This is a genomic window from Acinetobacter albensis (genome assembly GCF_900095025.1).
Classification (GTDB): Bacteria; Pseudomonadota; Gammaproteobacteria; order Pseudomonadales; family Moraxellaceae; genus Acinetobacter; species Acinetobacter albensis.
In genome coordinates, this window is sequence record NZ_FMBK01000003.1 from 40,038 (window position 1) to 60,618 (window position 20,581).

The window sequence follows — 20,581 nt, forward strand, 5'->3', positions numbered from 1 at the left end:
TTAAAACTTTTCGTTTACCGTTAAAGCCTATAGTATCCCCGTACCAGTCTGATGCTTTAATAAAGCTGCCAATTGTGAACCTGATTTTAGCTTCTCTGTATAAGGACAGCCTTGATTATTGGGAGCCAAATATGGGCAATGCAAATAATACTGATCTAGAAGACCCACCCCATTCTTTTTCTTTTGTAAAATCATTGGTTCAGCATGAATAGGACAACAAACAATATCAATACCTTGTTTTTTATTTTGCAAATCAGATTTTAAATCATCCATACGTTCTATAATACTTTCCGAAGTACTCTGATCCTGAATAATAATATTAAAGTCTTGAGCTGAAAGACTAAATTCAGGTGCGGATGTATCTGTCATTAATGCTAAGTCTTGTCGAGATAAATTTTCACGATATTCACATAAACGAACCTGCTTATTCTTAAAATACCAACCTGTACACCCCCAATAGAAATCTTGTGGATTAACATAAACTAAATTACGTGCCCACTGCAATTTCATAGGTCTTTGACATTTAGGGCATGTCTTTGCCATGGTATCTGCAAAAGCATTCCACTGAAGGACATGTGTTGTTTCAAGATCAATATCTACTTTATGAATATTATTTTCATTCTGTTGAAATCTATCAGCAGCAATAATTTGACTATCATTTTTAATACCTTGCTTTAGAAAATTTCTTTCCTCATCAAGCTCATACAGCCTTTTACGTTGTTGTTCAGTAATACGTCCTGATTCATTCAATTTTCTACGCAAAAATTGAATTTCTTGATTAAGCTCATGTATTTGATCTTGTTTTTTGTCTCGTTCATCGTAGACAGTCTTTGTCACGATTTCTTTTGCCGTGAAATAGGTTTTGACTGTAGAAACGACTTCAGAAACTACGCTCACTGCTGCACTGAATAAAGATCCAATGCCAGAAAACAACATATCAAAAAAGCCCATAATTTCCTCGTAAAAGAAAGTCTATGACTTAGTCATAGACTTTCGATTGCTTATTTCACTAAATTCATCAAACTACCAAAACTATCAATCACAGAATACTGAACGATATCCTCCAATGATTGATTTTCTTGATTTAAAGTAGCGAAGAACTTTTTAGCACTGTCAACTTTACGCTGCTCTTTTTCCCTTAGGTCACTGTCTAGCATTGAGCCTTTAGTTTCTGCAACGAAATATATTTGGCGCACTTTATCCTTATTGAAAGCAATTGCCCAATCAGGGTTATAGCTACCGAAAGGCGTAGGAATCTGGAAACGATCAGGGAGTTTAGCGTAGACGACCACCTCATCTGCACCATCCAGCTCCTCAACAAATTTACGCTCATTATCAGAATCGGTGACGACATAATCCCAGATATGACGTTCTGCCTTATATGCCTGTAATGGAATATTCTCATTACTCACAAAAATTTCATTGTCAGGATAAGTCTTATCTAAAGGATTATATTTCAGTCCTTGAATGACCATTTTTGCTTGCTGTTCATTGATGATACGGCTCATTTCACGAATGAAAGCTTCTGGATTCGACTTAAACTGCGCAAATATCGCAGCGTTAATTTCCTGTAAAATACGTGCAACCGTTTTACGAGTGAGATTGGTATCATCGGCAATATTCCCAATCAGGTCATAGGTCACTTGAGAATGAATAGAAATATTCGCAACCTCAGTTTTTGAAGTCACCTTCCCAAACATTTCTTTGGCTTTGACTTGCTCATAGGTGGATTCATCATTCTGCGTCGCTTCTGCAAGTTTATAACTCAGCGTTTCCACAAATTTGTTGTTACGCTCTTTAGCCGTACGTTCAACAGCACTAATGCTTTGCTCAATGAGTTTTTCAGAATCTAAATGAATTTGATAAACGGCTTTACGGTTAATACGAGACCATAAAGCCTGAAACTCTTTACGTTCTAAATTGGCTTGGTTGATCGTATTGGTCAGCTTCTTATTGCCATCGTCTGCAATGCCTTCCAGAGCTTTAGGATCAAACAGCCCATCAATCAGCTTGTGAATTTGCTCAGTATAAGCCACTAAACTTTCAGGTAATTCTGCTAACGTGCCTTGATCTTTCGCTTCGTGATACTTTGGCGTTAACTGATCATTGTCATCAATATAATCGTGCTTAGACAAATGCTTATTAATCTGCTTTGCCATCAATTCAGTGACTTCAACACTAGACCCATCAGATAACTTAAAGATTTTCCCTTTAAAGTAATCAGGGGTCGCTTGTGTCGGGCGATTCTGAATCGTATTCAGAATTTCTGATTGTAGATTCGACACAAACTCTTTGTAACTTTCATTGGTCACAACTGTGAGATTATTCAGTTTATGAATTTCTCCTAAGGCTCCTTGAAAATGATTGGCATCCATACGTTCGCCATATTTATTTACTGCAAGGCGCATACCACGGCCAACTTCTTGGCGACGAGAAATTACATTATCTGAATGCTTTAAAGTACAGATCACAAACACGTTCGGGTTATCCCAACCTTCTCGTAATGCCGAGTGAGAGAAAATAAAACGTGTTGGCTCTTCAAAAGACAGTAAGCGTTCTTTGTCTTTTAAAATTAGGTCATAAGCATCTGTATCATTAGAAACTTGTTTTTCTTCTGATCTTGGATCAATTTTTGGGTTATGAAGACGTTTGTTCTTATCAATCGAAAAATAACCGTTGTGAGTACGGTCTACCTCAATTGTTTTTAGATAGTCAAAATATGGGTCATTTTCTAAGTTTAGATCCAGAACTTCATTGAGTACCTGTTGATACTGTTCTTTGAAGATTTGAACATATTCCCCATCGACAGGATTATTATTCTCATCGTACTGACGATATTTTGCCACTTCATCAATGAAGAAAAGACTCAGGACTTTAATACCCTGATTGTATAATTGACGCTCTTTTTGAATGTGTGCACGAATCGTTTCACGGATCTGAATGGTACGCATGATCTTTTCATCAACATGCCCCAATGCTTCACCAACATGAATTTTGGTACCATTCAAGAAAGTCACCGAGTTATCTCTTGCATCAATGTCTGAGACGACATAACGGTCATTGTATTGTTCAGCTTTATTGGAAATATCGTAAAGGTTATCGCCTTTACTTACCTTCCTTACTTCACGCTTGAAACCATTCTTGGTTTCAATCTCAAGTTCCAAACGAGCGACAGGAGCAGATTTAGATACAATGATGTCTTGTAAGTATAAATATCCATGTGTACCTGACAAACCTTGGACTTCAACACCTTTTACAGTGATTTTTTTCACCAGTTTTTGGTTATAGGCATCCAAAGCATCCAGACGGTAAATAAGGTTATAATTACGCTTATGTGTCGCGGAATAGCGCAAAATAAATAACGGGTTGAAGTTAGATAAAGACTCTAGGGTTTTATCCGCGCCCATCTTTTGCGGTTCATCTAAGATTAAAATTGGACGGTTACGACTAATCACATCAATCGGGCGACGCGATTGGAATTCATCTAGTTCATCATAGATACGACGGTTATCTTTACCTGTGGCATTAAATGCTTGGACGTTAATGACCATGACGTTGATCCCACCATTCGAGCTAAAGCTTTCCAAATGGTCTAATGCTTTGGAATCATAGATAAAGAAACGGGCCTTTTTGCCGTATTGCTCTTGAAAGTGATCAGCCATCATATTTAGGCTTTTGTAAACGCCTTCACGAATGGCAATGCTTGGTACGACCACAATAAATTTCGACCAGCCATACTGCTTATGCAGTTCAAACATAGTACGAATATAACAGTAGGTTTTACCTGTACCTGTTTCCATTTCAATATCAAGGTTTAATGGACTTTTGGTCAGGTTCTTGCCTTTGCCATTATCATCCGTGATGAGTTGAGATGATCTTTGTAATCCACTTGCCGCTTGTACGTCCTGAATGTTTTTCAGTACAGCTTGTAGATCAAAAATATGGGCATTCTCAAAACCAACATCTGCAATCACTTTTTTAGCCTTGCCACCTTGTAAATCCAAGGTTTCTTCAAGCATATCAACCTGTGCAGTTGCTTTTTTAACTTTAGCTGCACCTTGGTCGATCATGTAACGATGACCTTCAGAACGTGGTTGTCCTTTAAAGCAATCCACAATCGCTTGTACTGAGTCTTTCTGATAACCAAGGGTTTTAAAACGGATTTCCATTATCTAACCCTCTTAAAGAAACTTGACTTCGGTATCAGGAGAGAGCTGTTTAAAGCGTTCTTTGATATTGGTTTTATCATGGTCCAGATGAATGGCTTTTTCTGCTGATACGAAGCGTAAAGGATGATCTTTAGCAACTTCATCCACCACATCAAAGTTCAATTCATCAAAACACGCTACAAGGCTATTACCTGCAACATAAAATACTTCTTTTCCTGCAACAGTTTTACGTTCAATTGGTAATGACAGCTCAAGCCCCCAATCAAGCATGACTTGGAATAACAAGTCCTCAGATGTACGATCTTCTTTAATATTTGAAGCTAAATCCAGCATATCAGCTTGTTTTAAAGCATCAGGAGTGTAATAGACATCCTTCATATTGGTTGAGTCTATTTTTAGGACTCGGAAGCCAATATCTAAATTTTCTTTGCCTTCTTTATCTTTATTGTCTTCTACAATTTTTTTACCTGCACGACGGATACGGTCTTTAGATATTTCAGCAATACTTTTATAACCAGCCTTGAATGCTTCTGATTTCTCATCTGTTTTTTCAGGCAATTGAACCATGATGAATTTTCGGTTGCCACTATCTTCTGCATTTAACTTCATTACAGCATGTGCTGTAGTCGAAGAACCTGCAAAAAAATCTAAAATAATAGAATCTTTATCAGTATTAGCGATTTGAAGAATTCTAGATAATAAGCGAGTAGGCTTTGGCCCATCAAAATATCCCTTATCATCGAATAATTTTTTTACTTCCTGCCGTCCTTCTTGATTATGTCCTACATCGTTATGCAGCCATAATGTAGTCGAAACCATCCCATCCTGCACCTCAGACAGAAATCGCTTTAAACGAGGTACATTGTCACCATTCTCACCAAACCAAATCCTATTATCTTTTACTAATTCATTAAATTTATTTTTATTTACCCTCCAACATGAACCATGTGATGGATTAATAATTTTTCCAGATGGTGTAGTTATAGGATAATCATATTCTTTAGAGTAGGTTTTTACAGACAAATCTCCCGAAACCCATTTCCCTCGGTAATCGTTATCTGGGTTTTTATACCTTGCATTTGCTTCTTCTGTTCTCGGAAGTTTTCCAACTTTAAAGCTATTGATATTCTTCGCATAGATTAAGACATAGTCATGACTAGAGGACAAATATTTAGCATCATTCTTCGGTGAGAAAGCTCTTTGCCAAACTACTGTCGCAACATAATTACCTATAAAAATTTCATCACAAATCTTTTTGATATTATCTTTTTCATAATCATCAATACTAATAAAAATAACGCCATCGTCTTTTAACAAGTTTTTAGCTAATTTTAGTCGAGAATAGATCATACTTAGCCAATCTGAATGAAAACGGCCATTGCTATCTGGATTTGCAACTAACTTGTTGCCCTCTTCATCCACTTGGTTAGAACGCTCAAAAAACTCATCGGTACTTTCGGCAAAATCATCTTCGTAAATAAAGTCATTACCTGTGTTATATGGTGGATCAATGTAGATCATTTTGACCTTGCCCAAGTAATTCTCTTGCAGAAGTTTTAAGGCTTCTAGGTTGTCACCTTCGATAAACAAGTTTTCTGTTCTATCAAAATTTACACTCTCCTCACGGCACGGGCGCAAAGTTTTCGCAATCGGTGCATTGGCGGTTAGAATGGCTTCTTTTTTACCGACCCAATCTAGCCGATAACGTTCTTGCTCACCATCAACAATCACTTGCGATAGCTCTTGTTTAAGCAAATCAAAATCAATAGCTTTTTTTAGCTCACCATTTTCACCTTGTGCTTCTGTAACACAGTTTGGAAATAGTGCTGCAATCTTTTCGATGTTGCTATCGACTAGGTTAGGGCTGTGCATTTTTAACTGGTCTTGGTTTGACATCTTCATCATCTCAATCATTTAATCTTAAAAATCTAAACTTTCCATATCCCAGTTTTCACCAAAATATGGACGTAATTGTTCAAGTGCTGATGGCAACTCACCAGTACAAGTCACCCCTAAATAATTGGCTGCTCGGGTTGCACCGACATATAAAAATTTCTGATATAAATCAGGATACTGCTGTAACAGTTGATCTACGCCAACAAAAAATACAGCTTCAAATTCTAAGCCCTTAATATATTCGATACTACATACTCGCACATCCGTTGCATTGCCTACACTTTGACCTTGCAAACATGCAATTACTTTTAAATTAAGGTCATCTAAATTTTCTGTAAGTTTTTTCGCCATCGGCTGTACATCAGCTTCATCTTTTACCAAAACCACAATAGAAGGTAAAATTTGTTCTTCTGTATGATTGGTATTCACCAAACGCTCAATTTCCCCAATGCGTTGAGTAATCCAATAAGCAATATCATCTAAATCATCATGATATTCTGCGATCACTGGAGCTAAACCCTCAAAGTCTGTAAACTTTGGCAATTCAGAACGTGCCTGTGTATCTTGCTCATCCATCAAATCTAAAATGGCATGGGTAAATTCATTTAATTTTGGACTCTGACGATACACTGTATTAATACGTGCAATTTTTAAATCAGGTGAAATCCACTCGAGTAAAACTAGATCTTTAATCCCTTGTGTAGTTAATCGTTGGTTAAAGTCACCACACGCAAAAAATGAATTAAGTAATGGATTCGTCATGGCTTGCATACAAGCAAGTTGTAGCGCAGAAAAATCTGTGGCTTCATCCACCATAATTTGGTCTTTAAACAAACCTTCACGTAACCCCTTAAGCTCTTGAAAAGCAATTTCATTAAGGTTTCTAACAATGTATGGCTCTTTCAGTAAATCTTTTAAATTACGTAAAATCACCAACAAAATTAAATCTAATTCTGCTTGTGAGATCTTTTGTACCTCTAATTTTTCTTTGCTATAAAAATGTTGGTAATGCTCTTCTTTCCTAAATTTTTTATACAATCCTACAGGTTTTTTATAAACACGTTTCCAACAGTTTAGATTATGACGTAAACCATTTTGTAAAGTAATACTTCGCCCCAATTGTAGTAATCGCTCTTCTGAAGGAAGCTTTTCCCCTAACCATTCAGCAGTTTTGGCATCCTTACTATCTTTCTTAAACGTTTTTTTCAAATAGTGATAACGTGCTAATTTTTTTAAGAATTTTTGATATTCAACTAAAGCTTTTGCTTCTTGTGAATGCGTGACAGAGCCAGCTTCTACTTCATCATCATCGTAATCAGCCTCTTCATCATCTTCTTCAGCATCCACATTTTTGAAGTTATTTAAAAAGCGAGCTAAATCTTTTAAAATATCTTCATTCTTGTTAATCAGTAAATTTCGCTCTTCTTGAATAATTTTATCGCTCACTAATTTTTCACTTTCGATCATTTTTTTAATTTGATTTTCTAGTTCAAAAAGTTGGCGATATTTACTCAATACTTTCGTATCACTTTCAATAATGTTACGAATTTTTACAATGAGTTTTTCATCATTTAAACCCGAGGCTTGCTGTAAAATTTTAATGCCGTTGTTTAACTCTAAATTTAAAGCATTTTCTATATAAGATTGAAAACTACTATATAAAAACTGTGGATCATCAACATATTGTTGTTTGATATTTTCACTTGTTTCTATCGAGAATCCTGAGCCATTTGTCGAGCTTCTTAAAATGCTAAAGTTCTTACGTGCAATATTTTTAGAATAATCTAACCAGGTCTTTAGATTATCTCTAATGGCTATGCCTTCTATATTAAATGCTTTAAATAAATATTCTTTTAATAGCTCTGAAGGCGTAAACATTAGCCAATCATTAAATCCTTGACCATCCCTACCTAATTTTTTTAAAAGTCCTTCTTCAATCTCAGATAGCACCCCTTGAGATTTATCAAGTTTTTGTCCTAGACGTTTAATTAAAGTTGTGGTTTTACCTGTACCTGGTGGCCCTAAAATAATACGTTGTGAGTTTACGGGTAAACGAAAAATTTCATCTTGGTATTCATCAAGCGCTGCTTGGTTACGTAAAGACATGCCTGAGCGTATATTACGGGTCAAATTTTTAATTTTACCTGCTGTGGTCTGTTCTTCTTCGGCAATTGCTTGTAAATATGCTTCTACATCTATACCTTGCTCTTCTAAATTATCAAGCAATGCTCTAAAAGACTCTAGGTTAATTTTTTCTTCTTCTGAAAAAATTTCAACTGCAAATCCATCCCATAATTGTTCAACTTGGCGTGGTGTAAATTTAATTTTTTGACCAATATAATATTCTTGTTCCTTAATCGGAAAATCTGCACCTGGCGATAAAGATGCAATTCGCCCCATAGGGGCACGATAACTAACAAAATCAATTAGTTTTGTCCGCCAAACACTCAAGCCTGTTGGTGGAGCAACCTGTGAAATATAAATACTCCGACAATAATTTCCGTCAACATCTTCCAAATCCACACGCATAAATACAGGTTCAGAAGCTAAAATTAAACTATCTCGTCGAATAGAATCAGAAGCAGTTTCTAAAGCCAAAAAAGCATTATCAGTAAATGAGTTAGCAGTAATTACATCCTGTGAATAACCTGACAGTTTTAATGCATCTTTTGCTTTATTTGAAATATCAGCAAGAATATCCACTGTATCTTGCGCAATTTCTTGAATTCCTTTATCTAACATGCTTACCCCCTTCTTACTTGAGCGAGTTGCGATTCTAATTCACTCACTTTTTTATTTAATTCAACCTTCCGATTAAATTGCCTTTCATTTCTTAACTTAGACTGCAACTGATTAAGCTGCTTTCGCAAGCTTTCAAGTTGTTGAGATTTTTGCAACTGAAGTTCAATAGAAACCGATTCATTATCGTTTTCCTGATCTTTACTTAATGCAATCGGCAATATCTGTGCGATGAAATGTTCATATAGATCAGCCAGTTTTAAGTAAATAGGCAATTCAACACGATCATGATCTTCTAGCCACTCAGAAGCATAATATTGACCTATCACCATTTTAGTTTTGTCTGCTTGATTCAAACGCTTATAGGTTGCAACAACTTTCACTTTATCTTGATAAACAACTTCAAAAATAATTGGAGTGAGAATGAGTTTATCAATGAAAGATAGTATTGACACATCTAAATCTTCAACCCGACTTTTTACTCGAAAGATTTGAATTTCCTTCAAATCTTCCTGATCTTGGAGGTGAATTGTAGATGAAGCCAACTTGTACGCCCACCGTATATTTTCCACTTGATTAACAAATAGCTGTTCGATCTTGCTATTGGCTTTACCTTGCTCATAAAACTTATTTTTCGGAATTAACCGATCCACTTTAGCCTGCTGCGGAAACTTGTATAACTTCATGCTTAAGGTTCTTCAATCACAATAAAGCTAATCAGCTCAAAGTCGTTCAATCCAGAAACCACATCTACCAACGCTGATGTAGTCAAACCTGAAAACAAGCTATCAATATCCTTCTCAGCTTTTACGTCCTGAATGGTATGAATCACAATATCCAACAATTCTGAATATTGGCTCATATCTCGTCCATCATTGGTTTTCTCATTAAACTTTTCATACGCTTCAGGAATCGGATGATCTTTTCCTCGACATGCTTTACGTGCTACATCCAATAAATATTTGGCTTGGGTATAGTCATAAACGACTTCACCGCCTTGATTAATATAAACTAAGTAATATGGATATAAGCGGTTGCTTTGGCTGTTAGGCGACTCAGGATGTCGTGCTCTTAGGGTGAAAATGACTCCCGCATTTAAACCGAGTTCTGGCTGTGCAGGCACAACAGTATGTAGTCCATTCGGCAATCGCTCCAATTCAGGATGCTCTTCCATATAGCCAAGCAAATCCATACGGAAGTCATTCAAACCTAAATCAGTAATAGAAACCCCTGTGTTGGCATCTTCCAAGTCTAAAACTTCAGTTTGTAGCTTCTGTAATTGTTCACGACGATAGGCAATATCATTAGCTTGGGCACTGAGGACGTTATCATCTCCCGTACTGGTCATATCAACGATCACCATGCGATTCTCGACCCGTTCACGCAAGTTAATATATTCATCTAGGCTAATGTCAGGCCAGTAATTAACGAGCTGAATGACGCTGTTTGATGAGCCAATACGATCCACACGCCCAAAGCGTTGAATGATGCGTACAGGATTCCAGTGAATATCGAAATTAATCAAATAATCACAGTCCTGTAAGTTTTGTCCTTCAGAAATACAGTCCGTTGCAATGAGCACATCAATTTCTCTGGATTCTTCAGGGAATACGTCTGCTTTTTGCTTTGATTGTGGAGAGAATAGAGTGAGCAAGCCCTGCATATCATAACTTTGACGGCTTCCCACTCTGGTCTTAATCGTTGAAGTATTATCACTGCCGATCACTTTGGCACTGTGCAGACCGTAGGCTTCAAGCAAAATCGGAGCAATATGCTCATAGATATAATTCGCTGTATCCGCAAAGGCAGTAAATATGATAACTTTACGGTTATTAGCATTAATTGGGTTCTGAATTTTCTCAACAACATGCGCTTTAAGATGTTGTAGTTTGGCATCCTTTTCAGCGTTAATTGGCTGAATCATTCGCAGTAAACCAAGAATAATGTGGTAGTCACCGTCTAGATCCGTTTTCCAGCTCAACAGATCCATATCAGCCAAATGAATTTTTAGCTTATTGCCAATAAGGTCTTCAGTATTAAGTAACTCACCATTTTCATCCTCATCATAGCCAAAGTCGGGTGAAATACTGACCTCATCATCCGCCTGACGAGCTTCAAAGTCCGCAATTTTAGCGAGTACATTTTCAATATTTTTCTTTAAAACGTTCAGCGTCAGCCTAAACGCATGGACAGAACTTTCGAGACGTTTTAGCAAGTTGACCGTCATCAAAGCCTGTAAACTTTTTTCACGGTCTACCTGTCTTAATTTACCTTTGCCTTCTACACGCGTATCAAAAATTTCTTCATATTTTCTTAAGGCACTTGGAAAGATATAACTGACTGGTGCATAGACTGACATCTTGATTAAAGAAAGATCTGCATAAATTTGATTCAGAGAAACACTATCCTGATCGGTTGATAATGCACAACGGAATGAAATTGGCTTGAGTCGTTGAGGGAACTGTCCAATATCTTTGGTGTCATAGAAAGTTTGAATGTGCTTTCTTGAACGAGCAATCGTCACGCTATCTAACAGCTTAAAGAAATCGAAATCTAGAAGGTTAAGAATTGCTTGAGTTGTCCGTTGGGCAGGATCTAGTTTTGCCCAGGCATTAAAGCTGGCCTGTGCTCTACGGAATATGGTTTCGATATCACGTTCAGTATCGAGCTTATTTTCCAATAAAGCTGCATTGCCTTCATAAGCAAGGGCGAGCTGATTTTTAAGGTCAGTAAAGTGATTATTTACTGGTGTAGCAGACAACATCAGTACTTTGGTTTTCACGCCTTGACGAATCACTTGATTCATTAAGCGGTCATAACGTGTTTCACGATCCTTAAACGTACCACGGTTACGGAAGTTATGCGATTCATCAATCACAACTAAGTCATAGTTACCCCAATTGATTTTCGCCAAATCTATACCTAGGGTTTCACCACCTTTACGAGAGAGGTCCGTGTGATACAGCACATCGTAGCTAAAACGGTCTTTAGCAAAAATGTTCGTGACTAGGTTGGCGTTATAATTCGTCCAGTTTGCTCCCAATTTCTTAGGACATAAAACCAGAACGCTCTTATTGCGTAATTCATAGTATTTGATTACGGCCAATGCAGTGAAGGTCTTACCTAACCCCACACTATCCGCCAAGATACAGCCATTATAGGTTTCTAGTTTATTGATGATGCCTACTGCTGCATCTTTTTGGAAATTGAACAGCTTATTCCATACTAAGGTATCTTGATAACCTGTCAGGTCATTAGGCATGACATCTGCATTGATATCTTCCAAGAAGTCTTTGAAGATGTTGTAAAGCATTAAGAAATAAATGCGTTCAGGTGGATTTTCCTGATATACAGACTCAATGTGTCGAATAATTTCACTGGTGACATCTTCAACTTTTGAGGGATCATTCCAAATTTGATTGAATAGCTGAATATAGGTTTGCACCATCGGCTGCTCATCAAAGCAGTTCACCATGTTGGAAATGGCATTGCCTTTTTCAAAACCAAGTCCCATCGGGGTAAACCCCTGAATAGGCATATAGGTTAAAGACTGCTCAGGTTTCTGAATACTGATGAATTCCTGCATCGGTGCATTGCTATTATTTGACTTAAATTTTGCTTTTCGTCGTATCCAATCTGCACATTCTTTAGCAATTGCTTTTTGTGATAACTGATTTTTTAAGTGAATTTCAAATTCTGTTCCATACAGGCTGCTTTCACGGTCTTGTTTAGGAATAACAAACTCACGTTTTTCCTTTTTTAGCTTATCTGTGACGTTATCAGTGACAAAGGTTGGAGATGTAAAAACAAATTGCAGCTCTTCGATCTTTTCTAATTCTTTTTTTAAAGCAGCATAGGCATAAATGGAAAAGTATGAAGCAGCAATCTTCAATCTAGACTTACTACTTAGATTTTCCCCAATATCTGAGCCTAATTTGTTGTTGATGTTATCAATGAGTTTCATTAGCAAAAAAAATAAATTTAATTCTAAATATAATATCTTATTGTTATGTAATATGCTTATACCCTATTGTCTAACTGCAAAAAAATCACTATAAAACTCGTAACTTTCAATGAATTTTTAGATAAAACAATTTTACAAATCAAAATCAACGTGCAACCTTCTTATATCAACAAAAAATAAATTTATTTCTTTTGTAAATACAATTTGTTATAACTAAAAAATCATCAGAACATCACATTCCCCAATGGCTAATTTATCTACTGCAATTCAACATTTTTTAATGGCTGCTCCATCAACAAAAAATGAAATCATATCATTTCTGCAAGCTTATTCTCCGTATGTACAGCTACAATTCATCAGTAGCATCTATATCGGAAGAGATCACTTACACGCTGAACAATTAAGCCCCCTTTCTGAAATTTCTACAATTGTTGCTAGCCACATCAACCCACAAGAATATAGCCAATTAATTTATGAAAAAGGATTAAATGTAACAGTATATTTGAAAAAATTTTTATTCTGTTCTAATAATTCATACTTTGATATCAATCAACTCTAACAACAAGTTTGAAAATAATTCAGCCTAAACTAGCTTAGGCTGTTTTTTCAATTTAATTTCACATCATAATCAATTCACCGCCCTCACACTCCCCTTCAGCCCCTGCTGCATTTCCTGCACAAACCCTTCCCCTTGATTTGGCTTCGATTTTGCTTTGGCTCTCGCTATAGACTGTGTCTGTTCAACTCCTTGGTTCACAGTTTCATCTGCATCACTATAAAACTCCTCGACCAAATCCAATCCCTCCTCTGCATTGACTTCAAACTGTGCATTGGCAAAACCCTGCCTTGCAGTCTGATCTAACGCCGTTTGATTAAAACCTGCTTGTTTACTTTGCTGGTCAATCTCTTGCGCCATTTGAATAGCTTGTTGCAGATTAACCCCATCTTTCAATGTTAAATCCACATAGTACACAGGCGTACGATAGCTTTGTGTGGTGGACTTGCCTCGTAGTATAAGTTGCAGTGGTAGGCATGAAAGTAAACCATTCGATGCAGCGTGGTAGTAACTCAGTCGTGCTGCCAAAGTCCGAATGCTGTTAAAGCCAGTGGTTCTAAAAATAAATGTACCGAGTTCATCCGATTCATCTAAGTTCACATGCAAACGCCCATAAGGCTTACAGTTGCCTCCTTGAGCTAAAGGACATAAATCAGGGGATGGGCAGGAATGTTGTTCTACGCCTTGATTGGTGAGTCGCTGACAGGTTTCACCATTGCCTACACAGACAGGCCGTCCTGTTTGACGGTCAAACAAGGTGTACTCAGCCCTTAGATTCAGCTCAGGATCATTGAAGATCATCCTTACTGGAATGGTACGGAGTTTTTGATTCGGTGCTTTACTGCGTAATTGCTCATCAAGCGGATGTTTGATCCACCCCTCTTTGCTTTGGATTTGACTGGTAATGGTAAATTGGTCGTCCTTTTCAGGCAGTCGTTTACCGTTCTTTTCAACAACTTTACCAATACTGATACGTCCAAGGATCGGTGGTGTGATTGCTAAACCTTTAATCATGATAATTTTCCTCTAAATAAAATTTTACTGTTGACCCTTTGTTATGTAAGCAAATACAAAACCGTTTAAAGATCAGATGAAATGCAAAGACCGCCATTGTTGGCCTACCGCTCCTTCGGGAGTCGGTAGGTCGGGGGTGGTTTTTTGCGCTTTTTTGAAGACTGGAAATATCGACGTGATGAATTCAGTCATTGGTATAGATCTGAAAGCGTCGTGTCCCTGCTTTGTTTTGCGGAAACTGCTCAAGCATTTCTGGGTGAAGTTTGAGTAAGGCTTTGCTGTCTAAACTGATTGAATCTTTGGATTTCTTCCACGTCACCGAACCATTGGCAAAGGTTGCTCGTTCAGCATCCTTCATCAACATCTGGATTTGATGCTTAATTTCATCAAAGTTATTTTGATGCTGCTCAATGTCATGCTTTTCTTGAATCAGTTGAGCAAACAATTGATTGGCTTGTTCGTTATGACTCAAGTCTTCAACAGTCAACGGGATATGCTGGGGATAAAGCTGCTGTATGGCTTTGGCTGCCGATTCACCGGCATCCACATCAGGCGGTGTGTCTTTTTCCACACACTCCCAGAAGTAACGCTCTGCATTAATAATATGTTTGATCACAGATTCGGAGCGTGTCACTTTAAAGATTTTGGTTTCATGTCCACAGATCAGCACACAAACATGTGCCGCTCGTTTGCCTGTCACTGCCAATTGATGTTGTACCTGGCACAATACATATAAAGGCACGCCATCTCGCCAAAGTTTTGCACCGTACTCACCTGCTGTTTTGCATTCCAGAATTTGGACTTCATCACTACCCACAACGGAGTAGTCCAGATTGGCAAGCATAAAATGCTTATCAGGATCTGGATGCTGAAGCACTGCATTGATTCTGCGTACCTTGTTATTGGTATGCATGCTGTAGTATTCAGCCACCAATGGCTCTAGCTGCTTGCCCCAATAGAGTGGGGCGACACCTGAACTTTCATCCTCAATCGTTTGTTTGACTCGCCCTGTCTTTATCATCCATAGTTCGAGCATCGACATATAGGGATTCAATCCACAGGCTGCTGCACAATCACTACTGCCAACACCTTGTCGTCTGACCTCAAGCCAGTCAGATTGAGTCATATTTTTGGTATTGACCAAGCGTTTTGCTGTAAACAATTTTGGGGCAATAAAGGGTTTGCTCGCTTGTTGAATGGATGGGTTAAATATTGCTGTATTCATATTGGATTCCTCATTTTTATATGGGTGATGGCAAATAAAGGGCATAAAAAAACCACACCCGAAGATGTGGTTTAATTATTTTTAAAATGTAAATTTATCTTTAGAATCGAAAGGATAGGTCTAACTTTCCATTGCAAAAACTTAACCTTCTACGCTATGACACCATGCGTAAAGCCTGTTCTAGTCCACGTTGCTTGATCGCTGCTCCTGCACCAAACCAAGCTGAATCGAGTCGATGATCTGTACTCATGGCACGTCGTTCATGATCAATAAATTCTGTAATTGAACACAGTAATCCATAGGCTGTTCCTTTAGCAGAACTCAACTCAGCACCACGTCCCTGACCATTAAACATATCCATTGCTTTAGTCATCGCCTTGGCATTTGGCTCAGCTTTTTCCTTGGCATTTACCTGCGCTGCCTGAGTCGCAACATCACGGTAGAACTGAATAATATTGTCCTCCTGATTTGCCACACTCATGCTGGTGTTGTTGAACACTGCATCAAAGAAAGCTGCTGCTTCTCCTTGGGTGACTCTACGCTGACTGAGTTGCTTCATTTCGTACATGTGTTCATCCCATGCACGTACTGAAATGCCCAATTGCTGTTTGACCTTATCTGCATCAAACTTGGTGCTATGCGGAACCTTCACTACACCTGCACTACTGTTCTGACCACGTAAAGCAATCGCCAAAGTGTTGTTGCAGACGACACGGATGGAAGTAAATTGTGCTGTTGTCGCCAGTGTTCCATCACATGCAGTTGCAAGAAGAATATAGCCATTACTGACATCCTTTCCTTTTAGTGCTGAACTTTGTCCTGTCCGTGCCAGCGCCCAGAATTTCTTGCCACCGTTAAGCACGCCTGCGGTTTCCAATTCAAAGCCTGATTGTTCAGTTAGATCACGATAGAACTCTAAGATCTCACGAGGTTGGACTTCCTGAAAACGTTGACTGACCACTGACAAAGGTGCATGGGTATCAGAACGGTACAGTACACGCTGTTCTTCATACGGCATGATGATGCTTTGCCCACGTTCATTCTGTGCCATATAACTGACATTGGATGACTCGATACGCCAGTCCATGCCTGCCTGCTGTGCCCAGATTTCAATCGGTTGGTTTTGACTTAGTTGATTCCCTAGTCCATGCCAAGGGGTTTCACCGACATAAGCCATTTGTTCAAGTTGATGTGCCATGTTTTATTCCTTTTAATTGTTACATTTCGAATTTAATGCAGGTATTGAATAGGAAACTTTTGATAGCAAGCCTGACAAAAACAGAGTGTCTGTAGTGATGGAGTGGATTGCTCAGTGACAGCACTAAATAATCCTCTCAAGACTGTTCCGGCAATACCACCTACAATCGGAGGTAGATTGAAAGACTTTGCGACCGTCGTTCCCAAGACCGCCAAAGCAGTCGGTGATGCAACATTTAATAACGCATTACCGTTAGCATGCTGGATATTAGATTCAACAATGATGATTTGATTGGAACGGCAAAAGGGACAATTCAAGCTCATAGCTCGACTCCTAAATTCAGTGCATAAAAAAGGTCTGCTCAATGGCAGACCTTTATTTCCATGCGCTCCAAAAAGAGCTTCATGATTCTCATTAGGATGTTATATATCTGATTTTTTTTGGAATCATTACGTATCAATTATTATTCAGGAACTGAATAGCCACCACTCTCCCAGATAAATATCGTCTATTCTTTTTGCATAAGAGAGAAAATTATGAGTGGATAACGTATACCCTTAAATTCAAAGATGAAGCTGTTAAATTGATTACTGAAATGCAGTGAAAACCAACTCCTTGAAGCAAAATTAATTACCGATCTAGGGAATCTGAATCTGTCGTTTCAACATTAATCAATAACATCAAGACAACTTTGTAGAACTATAAATCCTCTGTTCTTTCAATTATTGCTAACGTTCAACAAAGTCAAAATTTCCCACATTTTTCGGAATGTCAGCTAATACAACTGGCTTATTTTCACAATTCGGTTCTACGAGAGTTAGGGGAAGATCCACATTGATTTTTCTGTTCTTTAAATTATTCTTAATGGCATCATATGAAAAAGATAATTTATTGATATCAGCAACATATATAACATCTATCACTTTTATAACATCTATCACTTTTATAACATCATTCTCTTTATACAGACTCAATTTATATTCATAGCAATTTTTTTGCACTTTCACATCAAGTAAATCATATAAAAATTGATGAAAGCCTTTAGGTAATGTAGTTGATCTATTAGTACGAAATTCGGCTTCTTTAAATGTTTTAAAGTAATGAAGAATCAAACTTTGAAAACTGACCGTTAATGATTTTTCTTTTGGATGTCGTGTTTTTACATCAGCAATTTTTTTTGATAAAAATTTGATCGTTTCACTAAGTTGTTCTAATTGAATCGGAATATCTTCCAAATCATCATGACTTAGTTGGCGTCCCAAGATACTTTGTACGTCAAGTAAAGAGAAATACATTGCATCATAAAAAGAAAGTTCTTTATCCAAAACAACCTGAAAATTTAATTTCATCTCTGGAATACCAATGAGAGTACCATCAATAGTCTCACCCTTCAGAACTCGTTGTGACAGTGAGTTTTTAGGTATCGCCCATACAGTATTTGGATCTCTTCTCAATGTATCTAAAGGCGTTAAAAAGTTAATTAATGCATGATAATCAATTAAAGATTTTTGCTGTAAAGGTGAGCGAAAAAAAGCTGTATGAAACTCCAAGCACAGTGGCACTAAAAATTTGAGCGGATCAAACTGCATTCTAAAGTTTAAAGCAGCTAAGTCATAAATATTTCTAAGTGGGTACACTCTTTTAAACAATTTCTTATATTTTCGATGCTTTCTAACAAAACTCAATGTTTGAAACGCTTTGTATTTAAATTCCTGAGTTAAAACAATTTGAAAAAAATTAAAGATTGGAGTTTTAAAATCAGATCCATATTGGGTAACTCCCCAAAAACCAGCCAATAATTCAAATTCAAAAAACTTCTCAGATTTGAGTTTCATAAAGTTTGCAGCAAACTTTAATTCAGGATGGTGATCCAAAATTGCACTATCTGACCTGAACACTTCTGAAAATTTTTTTAAGATCACTTGATTCAGCTTATTCATATCTTTTAATCGTTTTTGATAACGATGCATAAATACATAACGCTCAAATTCCTGATCGATAAATTGTTTGGTTCGGATTAAACAGGCTGTTTGAAAAAATTCTATTGAATGTTTTTTCATATTTCCCCGTTTGGAATTACATTCGCTGTTTTTTTTCCAAAAACACGCTGTTAATTTTGGCTTATTCAATCACGGAGTCAAACACCATGCAATCAAATATATATCCTAGACCAACTATCCTTCGGCTCAAAGAAGTAATTGGCTTTACGGGTGTAAGTCGTTCAGTCATATATGAAAAATTAAATGAGAAATCGAAAAGTTACGATCCGTGTTTTCCCAAACCCATCAAGCTCAGTTCCAATGCTGTGGGATGGTTTGAGCATGAACTTATTCAGTGGCTTGAACTTAAATCTGAGCAGCGTTTTACCTGCTAACTTTCCAAATCGACTTTCGCAGTCAAAAGTCGATATTACTGAAGAGTAGATGGAATGGATTATTGGAATCATGGTTTCTATTTTTTTCAATAATTTAGGATTTTATATTTAATTAATAAGTACTAATAATCAATATATCCTATTGATAAATATTACATTAATTAGATTCATTGTTCATCGTACAACTCTTCTAAAACCTATATCAAACTTATCACGACTCATACCAAGGCTACCAATGCCTTGGTAGGGATTCACTTACTTAAAATTTACCTAAAAGAGAATTATATGAACACAGATCTAAATGACTATCATGATGATTATTATGAAAAATATTCTATATGTGAAATAGATGAAGAGAATATTGTAATTATTGATGATGATGAAGCAATACACAAAAATACTGTCATTCAACTCATTAAAAAGATGTCAACGTATGGAAATAACGATGTATATAGATCTCATCCAAAAAGAAAACAATCTTATCTAATAGATCATTCGGCAATACATAATACGTTTAAAAGAATTGACCCAAGATTTATATATGATGTCACGTACACAAGTGCTGAGACAGATCTATTTCGTAAGATCTGCGTGGAATACCTGCCTTCACATATTGTAAATGATACTTCTACAAACTTTTGGCAACTTGCTCACAACGAACCAATAGCGATCAGTACAGCTCATTACAAGCTCAAAGCTCAAATTTTAAACGAGTTCTACCAACATCTCTTTGAGGCATTATCGACTGATGCAGACTATAAAAAAGCAGTGCAACTACGCAAAGAAAAAAGCCTAAATCAGAACAAGAAAGCCAAACGGCTTATCAATAAATTAATTAGTAAATTCAGTAAATTACTAGTACTCAGGATTGATTTTTCAATTGATCGAAAATTTAACATCACACTTGAACTAATGAAAACCTACATGAGCATTTTCTTAAAAAAACTCCATACACTAAATGACAATGTACCTGCCATTGTCGGCTATATTTGGAAATTAGAATACGGAATAAAAAAAGGCTATCACTATCATTTTATCTTTTTCATGGATGGCAATATCCATAAAAAAGAGACTTTTTTTATAGATCAACTCGCTAAATTATGGAATGACATTACTCTAAATAAGGGTACTTACCATAGTTGTAACCACAACAAGAGTTCTTACAGAAAACTCGCAATTGGCACACTTATTCATGATGACCAAGAAAAAATCAACGCACTGTATATGGTCGTGGATTACATAACCAAAGTTGACCAATTCATCATTGAGAAAACGCTTAAGAACCATCGTACTTTTGGCTATAGCACTCGCAAGCTTGAAAAAAGCAAAGCTGGAAGGCCTCGTAATATCAACGCAGGATCAATATCAGTCTAATTCAAAATTTTCAAATCCTGCTCTCTAAGGCAGAGAGCATCAACACCCTTATTTAAAAAAATGCGAAACCAC

14 protein-coding genes are annotated in these 20,581 nt (G+C 37.0%); 3 read left to right on the top strand and 11 right to left on the bottom strand.

Annotation, left to right across the window (positions count from 1 at the left end; translation table 11 throughout):
• Positions 1–27: 27 nt before the first annotated feature.
• The 6 genes from GA0116959_RS02720 to GA0116959_RS02745 are packed head-to-tail and all read right to left on the bottom strand — an operon-like array spanning position 28 to position 12,768.
• The gene (locus GA0116959_RS02720; RefSeq protein WP_092718155.1) at positions 28–951 is read right to left on the bottom strand and encodes a hypothetical protein; all 924 of its coding nucleotides are present in this window, start codon (positions 949–951) and stop codon (positions 28–30) included.
• A 50-nt stretch (positions 952–1,001) separates the two neighbouring features.
• A complete protein-coding gene (locus tag GA0116959_RS02725) occupies positions 1,002–4,169 on the bottom strand; it encodes a type III restriction-modification system endonuclease (RefSeq protein WP_092718158.1) in 3,168 nt (1,055 codons plus the stop codon).
• A 12-nt stretch (positions 4,170–4,181) separates the two neighbouring features.
• Complete coding sequence (locus GA0116959_RS02730) at positions 4,182–6,065, bottom strand: site-specific DNA-methyltransferase (protein WP_213030758.1); 1,884 nt, start codon at positions 6,063–6,065, stop codon at positions 4,182–4,184.
• A gap of 24 nt (positions 6,066–6,089) precedes the next feature.
• Positions 6,090–8,807 (bottom strand): ATP-binding domain-containing protein, encoded by a 2,718-nt coding sequence (locus tag GA0116959_RS02735; RefSeq protein ID WP_092718160.1) that lies wholly within the window; start codon positions 8,805–8,807, stop codon positions 6,090–6,092.
• A 2-nt stretch (positions 8,808–8,809) separates the two neighbouring features.
• Positions 8,810–9,490 carry a DUF4391 domain-containing protein gene (locus tag GA0116959_RS02740; protein ID WP_092718163.1) on the bottom strand — a complete coding sequence of 227 codons (681 nt, stop codon included), beginning with the start codon at positions 9,488–9,490 and terminating at the stop codon, positions 8,810–8,812.
• Positions 9,491–9,492: 2 nt separating this feature from the next.
• Positions 9,493–12,768: a helicase-related protein gene (locus GA0116959_RS02745; RefSeq protein ID WP_092718166.1), complete on the bottom strand. Its 3,276-nt coding sequence runs from the start codon at positions 12,766–12,768 to the stop codon at positions 9,493–9,495.
• A gap of 244 nt (positions 12,769–13,012) precedes the next feature.
• On the opposite strand from GA0116959_RS02745, the gene GA0116959_RS02750 reads away from it, so the two are divergent.
• The gene (locus tag GA0116959_RS02750; RefSeq protein WP_004782037.1) at positions 13,013–13,327 is read left to right on the top strand and encodes a hypothetical protein; all 315 of its coding nucleotides are present in this window, start codon (positions 13,013–13,015) and stop codon (positions 13,325–13,327) included.
• A 69-nt stretch (positions 13,328–13,396) separates the two neighbouring features.
• On the opposite strand, the gene GA0116959_RS02755 is transcribed toward GA0116959_RS02750, so the two are convergent.
• From GA0116959_RS02755 to GA0116959_RS02775, 5 genes are all read right to left on the bottom strand, one after another.
• Positions 13,397–14,338: a recombination directionality factor gene (locus tag GA0116959_RS02755; RefSeq protein WP_092718169.1), complete on the bottom strand. Its 942-nt coding sequence runs from the start codon at positions 14,336–14,338 to the stop codon at positions 13,397–13,399.
• Positions 14,339–14,522: 184 nt separating this feature from the next.
• Positions 14,523–15,563 carry a YqaJ viral recombinase family nuclease gene (locus tag GA0116959_RS02760; protein ID WP_092718171.1) on the bottom strand — a complete coding sequence of 347 codons (1,041 nt, stop codon included), beginning with the start codon at positions 15,561–15,563 and terminating at the stop codon, positions 14,523–14,525.
• Positions 15,564–15,717: 154 nt separating this feature from the next.
• Entirely contained in the window at positions 15,718–16,761 is a 1,044-nt protein-coding gene (locus tag GA0116959_RS02765; protein WP_092718174.1) for a DUF932 domain-containing protein, read from the bottom strand.
• A 32-nt stretch (positions 16,762–16,793) separates the two neighbouring features.
• Complete coding sequence (locus GA0116959_RS02770) at positions 16,794–17,084, bottom strand: hypothetical protein (RefSeq protein ID WP_092718177.1); 291 nt, start codon at positions 17,082–17,084, stop codon at positions 16,794–16,796.
• A 405-nt stretch (positions 17,085–17,489) separates the two neighbouring features.
• On the bottom strand, positions 17,490–18,821 hold the full coding sequence (locus GA0116959_RS02775; protein ID WP_092718179.1) for a hypothetical protein: 1,332 nt from the start codon (positions 18,819–18,821) through the stop codon (positions 17,490–17,492).
• Between the two features lie 86 nt (positions 18,822–18,907).
• Between GA0116959_RS02775 and GA0116959_RS02780 the strand changes: the two genes are divergently transcribed.
• The gene (locus GA0116959_RS02780; protein WP_005129700.1) at positions 18,908–19,135 is read left to right on the top strand and encodes a helix-turn-helix transcriptional regulator; all 228 of its coding nucleotides are present in this window, start codon (positions 18,908–18,910) and stop codon (positions 19,133–19,135) included.
• A gap of 285 nt (positions 19,136–19,420) precedes the next feature.
• Positions 19,421–20,509 (top strand): YagK/YfjJ domain-containing protein, encoded by a 1,089-nt coding sequence (locus GA0116959_RS02785; RefSeq protein ID WP_092718183.1) that lies wholly within the window; start codon positions 19,421–19,423, stop codon positions 20,507–20,509.
• Positions 20,510–20,581: the final 72 nt, after the last annotated feature.